Origin of the sequence: uncultured Salinicola sp. (genome assembly GCF_937921195.1) — a bacterium.
In the GTDB taxonomy this organism is placed as follows: domain Bacteria; phylum Pseudomonadota; class Gammaproteobacteria; order Pseudomonadales; family Halomonadaceae; genus Salinicola.
This window is the reverse complement of sequence record NZ_CALFQK010000007.1, coordinates 21,704-28,686: the sequence shown is the minus strand read 5'-3', so window position 1 is coordinate 28,686 and position 6,983 is coordinate 21,704. Positions and strand designations below refer to the sequence as shown.

Sequence of the window (6,983 nt, the reverse complement as noted above, 5' to 3'; positions counted from 1 at the left end):
GCTGCCACGGTTGTCGAGCTCGCCGACCTTGCGCTTGGGCGACTTGTCGCTGTCGAGGAATTCGCCGTTGGCGCGGTCCAGCGTGGCTGACAGGATCTTGGCGCGAGCGTTGTCGAAGGTGCTGCCGAGATGCTCGAGCGACGCCGCGAGCGCCAGGAACTCACCCAGTGAGTCCCAGCGCAGGTGGTTCTCCTCCAGGAACTGCTGGACGTGCTTCGGCGCGGAGCCGCCGGCACCGGTCTCGAACAGGCCGCCGCCGTTCATCAGCGGCACGATGGAGAGCATCTTGGCGCTGGTGCCGAGTTCCATGATCGGGAACAGGTCGGTCAGGTAGTCGCGCAGCACGTTACCGGTGACGGAGATGGTGTCTTCGCCCTTGCGGATGCGCTCCAGAGACACCTTCATCGCTTCCACCGGCGCGAGGATACGGATATCCAGGCCGTCGGTGTCGTGATCCTTGAGGTAGGTCTCGACCTTTTCGATCAGCTTGGCGTCGTGGGCGCGGTTGGCGTCGAGCCAGAAGATCGCCGGCGATCCGCTTTCACGGGCGCGATTGACGGCCAGCTTGACCCAGTCCTTGATCGGCGCATCCTTGGTCTGGCACATGCGCCAGATGTCGCCGGCCTCGACGTCATGGCTGAACAGCGTCTGGCCGTTCTCGTCGGTGACGACGACGGTGCCGTCGGCCGGGATGTGGAAGGTCTTGTCGTGTGAGCCGTACTCTTCGGCTTTCTGCGCCATCAGGCCGACATTGGGCACGCTGCCCATGGTGGTCGGATCGAAGGCGCCGTTCTTCTTGCAGTCCTCGATCACGGTCTGGTAGATGGTCGCGTAGCAGCGGTCCGGAATCACCGCCTTGGCGTCGTGCAGGGCGTCGTCGGTGCCCCACATCTTGCCGGAATCGCGGATCATCGCCGGCATGGAGGCGTCGATGATCACGTCACTCGGCACGTGCAGGTTGGTGATGCCCTTGTGGGAGTTGACCATCGCCAGCGACGGCCGCTCCTTGTAGAGCGCCTCGATGTCGCTCTTGATCGCGTCCTGCTGCTCGCTCGGCAGTTTCTCGATCGCGCTGTAGAGATCCCCGATGCCGCTGCTGGAGTTGAAGCCGGCCAGTTTCAGCGCCTCGGCGTGCTTCTCCAGCGCCTCCTTGTAGAACTCCTCGACCACGATGCCGAACATGATCGGGTCGGAGACCTTCATCATGGTCGCTTTCAGGTGCAGCGAGAACAGCACGCCGCGCTTCCTGGCATCCTTGATCTCGCTGTCGATGAAGTTGCGCAGGCGACGGCTGCTCATGCTCGCGGCGTCGACGACTTCGCTCTCCTTGACGGCGAGGCCCTCCTTCAGCGTGATGTGGGTACCGTCTTTCTGCTGCAGTTCGATCTTGAGCTTGCCGGCCTTGGCGATCACCGCGGACTGCTCGCTGCCGTAGAAGTCGCCTTCGCTCATATGGGCGACGTGAGACTGCGAATCGCTGCTCCACTCGCCCATGCGGTGCGGATACTTGCGGGCATAGTTCTTGACCGACTTGGGCGCGCGGCGATCGGAGTTGCCCTCGCGCAGCACCGGGTTGACCGCGCTGCCCTTGGCCTTGTCGTAAGCCGCCTTGATCGCTTTCTCGTCGTCGTTCTTGGGCTCTTCCGGGTAATCCGGCAGGGGGTAGCCCTGGCTCTGCAGCTCCTTGATCGTTGCCTTGAGCTGGGGGCCCGACGCGCTGATGTTGGGCAGCTTGATGATGTTGGCTTCGGGGGTGGTCGCCAGTTGGCCGAGTTCGGCCAGATCGTCGCTGACGCGCTGCTCTTCGCTCAGCAGGTCGGGGAACTGGGCCAGGACGCGCGCGGCCAGAGAGATGTCGCGGGTTTCGACCGTGATGCCGGCGGTGCCGGTAAAGGCTTCGATGATCGGCAGCAGAGAGTAGGTGGCAAGGGCCGGGGCTTCGTCGGTCAGGGTGTAGATGATCTTCGGCGTATTGGACATGTCTGTTCGTTAACCTCTCTTTGGCAATGACACGAAGTGTCGAGTGCGTGCGGAAACTCGAGTGCGCGTCCCGCCCCTCCGTTTCGGCTCGATACGTCAGCGTTCGACGCCATCCTCTGTCGATCGCCCGACGCTTGCTCGAACCAGGAGGCGAGACATCCTCCCGGGTGTCGGTTGCTGGCACCGTGGCTGGCCAACACTCGGGGCTGAAATCGATCGCGGCGGCGGCGCGTGAAAGTTGTCGACAACCTGCAGTCGCGACCGAGTATACCAGCGGCAGTGGGCCAGCGCATTCACGTGACCCGACAGCGGGCCGACGATCACGGCCGTTCGAGTGCCACGATCTCCACCCAGTTCGTCTTGTGGCCGGTGGCGACGTCGCTGAGATGGGTCAGGCCGCCGCTGGCCGATTCGATTCGATAGAGCGACAGGTGATCGCTCAGTTCGCCGGCGGCTACCAGGTAGCGCCCGGTGGGATCGATCCCGAAGCCGCGGGGCTGCTGCACCGTCGGCTGATTGCCGACGAAGTGCAGCTCGCCGGTTTCCGGGTTGGCCCGCAGCGTGCTGAGAGTGCTGCTGGTGCGCTCGGAGAGGTAGAGGTAGCGGCCGTCCGGCGTGATGTGCAGGTCGGCGGCCCAGATGCGCGGCGCATCGTCCCCGGCGGGAATCTCTTCACGGGGCATGCCCGGCGCGAGGCCGTGGCTCTCGGGCAACCCCTGGCAGATGCCGACCCGGCTCAGCGTGCCGCTGTCGGCGTCCAGCGCGAAGGTCGTGACCGTGGCATCGAACTCTCCCAGTACGTAGACGAATCGTCCGCTGGGCGAAAACACGAAGTGGCGTGGGCCGGAACCGGCAGCCGTCTCGGCGACGGCCGGCTCGTTGGGGGCGAGCGCGCCGTCGGCGAAGTAGAACTGGGCCAACTGGTCGTCGCCCAGGTTGGTGGCAATGACGTGGTGATTGTCCGGCGTCGCCTGGATGGCATGCGCGCGGCTGCCGGTGCCCAGCGTCTGGGTGGCATCACCGGCGACGCCGTTGTCGTCGATGGGGCTGACGCTGACCAGGTTGCCGCCGTAGGATGCGGCCAGCAGGTAGCGGCCGGTACGGTCGGTGGCGATGTAGGCCATGCTGCCGTAGAGCGCGCCACTACCCAGCGCCGTCAGCTCCCCGGTGCTGGCTTCGATGCGATAGCTCAGGACCCGCAGCGGATCGCTGCGGATCGCGGCGTAGAGATACCTTCGATCGGGACTGACGGCCAGCGGCATCACATTCTCTGCCGCCTCGATGGTGGCCAGGGGGACCAGCGCCTCGTGCTGGCGGTCCAGACGATAACTGCCAATGGTTCCATCGCCGGCGTTGGCGACGTAGACGACGGTATCGAGCGCGGGTTCGGCTGGAGACATGGGGCGTTCCTGAGCGGTTGACAGTGTTCGTGCAAAAGCCTCGTCGTCCCGAAGCGTGTCGACCGTTGGCGCGGTGACGACGAATGGCAGAGGGATGAAGCTCCGTTGTAGCATCGGCCGGCCATTGGCGTCGATTGCCGATAGGTCGAGCCGATGCCCTCAGCGCCTGCCATCCAGCCGGCTCTGCAGCAGCTTGAGAATGGCGCGCTCGTCGAGGCCGGTCAGCTCGTCGTCTTTCGCCAGTTCGGTCTCGACCAGCTTGCGGAAATGTTCCAGCGTCCGGCCATCGAGATAGCTCTCGACGACACGCGGGTCGATATAGCTCGCCTTGGCGATGCTCGGCGTATTGCCCAGCGTCTTGGCGACCCGCTCGACGGCCTGGCGCACGTTGCCCTGGCTTGTCTTGTCGTTGTCGCCGGGCCCCAGCTCCTCCAGCGCCAGCGCGGCGATCGAGGTTCCGGCCCAGGTCCGAAAATCCTTGGCGCTGAAGCGCTCGCCCATCACCTCGTGGATATAGTCGTTGAGGTCGTGGCTATCGACCTTGACCTTGTGGCCGTCGTCATCGAAATACTTGAAGATCTCGTAGCCGGGAATGTCGTCGAGCTCGCCGACGATCTTCGCCAGGCGTTCATCCTCGACCACCCGATGCTGGTCCTGCCCGCTCTTGCCTCGGTAATCGAAGATCAACTCGTCGCCGTCGATGGTCAGCTGTTTCGAACGCATGGTCGTCAGGCCATAGGAGTCGTTCTCCTCGCGGTAGCGCTCGCTGCCGGGCCGGAAGTAGGCGCTATCGATCAATCTGACCATGCAGGCGAGGACCTTTTCCCGTGGCATGCCGTCGAGTAGCAGATGCTGGCCGGTCACCCGTCGCATCGGCGTCAGGCGCTGGGCGAACTCGACGATTCGGTCGAATTTCAGTATCTCGCGCTTCTGGCGCCACTTGGCGTTGTAGACGTACTGCTTGCGGCCGGCGCTGTCGCGGCCCGTGGCGTGGATATGGTGACGCTTGTCGAGCACGACCTCGACTTCCTGCCAGGCCGGCGGAATGGCCAGCGATGCGATCCAGTCGCGCCATGCCTCGTCCTTGAGTGTCTTGCCGTCGTCCAGGCGGTAGGTGAATCCCTTGCCGCAACGGTGGCGGGTGACTCGCTTCGGGGTTTTGGCAGTCATGGCAAACTCCTTTTGCCGACACCGATCATCGGTGTTGTCCGCCGTCATTGGCGTGACGGATTCGAGATCAGGATAGACCAGCGCCGCTAAAACACTCGATGCACGACGGTTTGACCTAGACTGGGCGAATTCTGGTCCAGGAACGGGAGTGGCGAGATGGTAGGACGTTTTCGATGGGTTTGGCGCCGGCTACACCGATCCTTGTGGTATCGCGCCACGCTCTTTTCGTTGGGCGGGGTGCTCACGGCACTCGTCGCCTGGCTGGCGTCGCCCTGGTTGGACATCCCATCGGTCGTCAGCATCGGCTCACGGTCGGTGGACAGCATCCTCAATATCATCGCCTCCAGCATGCTGGCGGTGACCACTTTCTCGTTGAGCGTGATGGTAACGGCGTATGGCTCGGCGACCAGCAACGTCAGTCCGCGGGCGACACTGCTGCTGATCGAGGACCGCATCACGCAGAATACCCTGGCGACGTTCATCGGCGCGTTTCTCTTCAGCCTGGTCGGCATCATCGCCCTGGCAGCCGATGTCTACGACGCAGACGGCCGCACGCTGCTGTTCGCCGCGACGATCGTGGTCATCGTGCTGGTGGTCTATCAACTGATCAAATGGGCCGGTTATCTGACCCGGCTGGGCCGGGTGCGGGACACCATCGCCAAGGTCGAGCGCGCGGCGAGCGACGCCTTCCAGTCTCGCATCGAGAACCCGTACCTCGGCGGCCAGGCAATGCCGGCGCAACGCCCGCCGGGACAGCATCCCGTTCGTGCCGGCGAGGTTGGCTACGTTCAACACATCGACATGCCGCTGCTCGATTCGATGGCGACCAACGAGCGAGAAGCGATCTACGTGCAGGTGCTGCCGGGCAAGTTCGTCGATAGCAGCGTCGTACTGGCCACAAGCGGCGAGACCAGCGACGAGCGGATCAGGAAGATTCGCACCGCTTTCACCATTGGCCCGTCGCGGCGCTTCGAGCAGGACCCGCGCTTCGGCATCATCGTGCTGGCCGAAGTCGCCTCCAAGGCGCTCTCGCCGGGTATCAACGATCCGGGCACCGCCATCGACGTGATTGGCTGTGGCGTTCGCGTGCTGACGCCGTGGGCAAGGCATGCGGCCGACGGTATCGATGAAGCCGAACAGCCCGCCTCTCATGTCTTCGTCGAGCCACTCTCGACGGCCGACGTGTTCGACGATTTCTTCACGCCGATTGCACGCGACGGTGCCGCCACGGTAGAGATCGGGATCCGGCTGCAGAAGGCGTTGAGCGCGCTGGCGCCGATCGGTGACGAGCGCCTCGGGCGTCTCGTCACCGACCACCGCGAACTTCTGCTCAAGCGCTTCGACCAGGGGCTGACGCTGGACGACGATCGCCAGCGGGTCAGACGCGCGGCGAACGACTGACCCGCGGGGCGGTTCAGTTCAGGCCGAGCAGACCGCGAAGCGTCGACAGGTCCTCGGCGAGCACGGTCACCGGGCCGGTCAGGGCTCGGCGGTCGGCAGCGCTGACCCGGTCGTAGGATTCGAAGCCCGCACTGGGGTCGTCGGCCTCCAGGCGGTAGTCGGCCAGGGTCTCTTCCACGTCGTCGAAGTTGTCCTGGACGCGCTCGACGAACCCGACGTCCTCCTGCGCGGCCAACGGCTTGAACAGCTCGAAGATTTCCCGGGCGCCGTCAACATTGGCCTGGAAATCCCACAGGTCGGTGCGGCTGTAGCGATCCTCCTCGCCGGAGACCTTGGTCGCCGCGACCTCTTCCATCAGGGCGGCGGCCCCGCCGACGACCGTCTCGGGCGGGAAGGTCAGGCCCTGGACGCGAGCGTCGAGGTCGTCGACGTCGTCCATCAGGCCCTGGGCGTACTTGTCCATGCCCTCGGTGCTGTGGTCATGGAACAGGGCGTACTCGAGGCGGTGGAAGCCGGTGAAGTCGGGGTCCTCGACGCCTTTCTCGTAGTCGTCCTCCCGCGCGTCGATGCTGGCGTCGAGGTCGGCGAACAGCTCGGCAATGGGCTCGATGCGCTCGTAGTAGACCCGGGTCGGGGCGTAGAGCGCCCGCGCCTTCTCGACGTCACCGGCCTGGACGGCGGCGGTGAAGTCCCGGGTGTGGCTGACCAGTTGCTCGAGGTTGTCGAGTACGTAGAGCTTGTAGTCGGCGACCGGGCCGACCAGCGCTTCCGGCGCCACCGCCGCCTGGGCGGCTGGAGTCGTGACAAGGGCGGTGAGAGGCGCGAGCGGTAGTAGCGCGAAGGCGCCGGTAGCGATCCACTGTCGGGTTGTCTTCATTGTCTGTCTCCGTTGAATGATCCGAGTGCCAGTCGGCGGTCATGAATCATCGGCTCGTCGTCGCGAGCGCGGTTGTCTTCGATAACGACTCTGGGTGCCCGAGTGCTGATGCCCGAATCTCGTCGCCAGAGTCTCGCTGCCTGAGCCGAGCAGGC

General features: G+C 64.7%; 5 protein-coding genes. 1 reads left to right on the top strand and 4 read right to left on the bottom strand.

Annotated features, from left to right (window positions below; all coding sequences use genetic code 11):
* The 3 genes from Q0602_RS00565 to Q0602_RS00555 all read right to left on the bottom strand — a co-directional run.
* Positions 1-1,980, bottom strand: a 1,980-nt coding sequence (locus Q0602_RS00565; protein WP_298837357.1) for an NADP-dependent isocitrate dehydrogenase, incomplete at its 3' end; no start/stop codon positions are given.
* A gap of 320 nt (positions 1,981-2,300) precedes the next feature.
* On the bottom strand, positions 2,301-3,380 hold the full coding sequence (locus Q0602_RS00560) for a beta-propeller fold lactonase family protein (protein WP_298837354.1): 1,080 nt from the start codon (positions 3,378-3,380) through the stop codon (positions 2,301-2,303).
* A gap of 159 nt (positions 3,381-3,539) precedes the next feature.
* Positions 3,540-4,550, bottom strand: coding sequence for a DNA topoisomerase IB (locus Q0602_RS00555; RefSeq protein WP_298837351.1), 1,011 nt, complete (start codon positions 4,548-4,550; stop codon positions 3,540-3,542).
* A 156-nt stretch (positions 4,551-4,706) separates the two neighbouring features.
* Here Q0602_RS00555 and Q0602_RS00550 point away from each other — a divergent pair, with 156 nt between their 5' ends.
* Entirely contained in the window at positions 4,707-5,951 is a 1,245-nt protein-coding gene (locus Q0602_RS00550) for a DUF2254 domain-containing protein (protein WP_298837347.1), read from the top strand.
* A gap of 13 nt (positions 5,952-5,964) precedes the next feature.
* On the opposite strand, the gene efeO is transcribed toward Q0602_RS00550, so the two are convergent.
* Positions 5,965-6,828, bottom strand: coding sequence for an iron uptake system protein EfeO (efeO, locus tag Q0602_RS00545; RefSeq protein WP_298837344.1), 864 nt, complete (start codon positions 6,826-6,828; stop codon positions 5,965-5,967).
* Between the last annotated feature and the right edge of the window lie 155 nt (positions 6,829-6,983).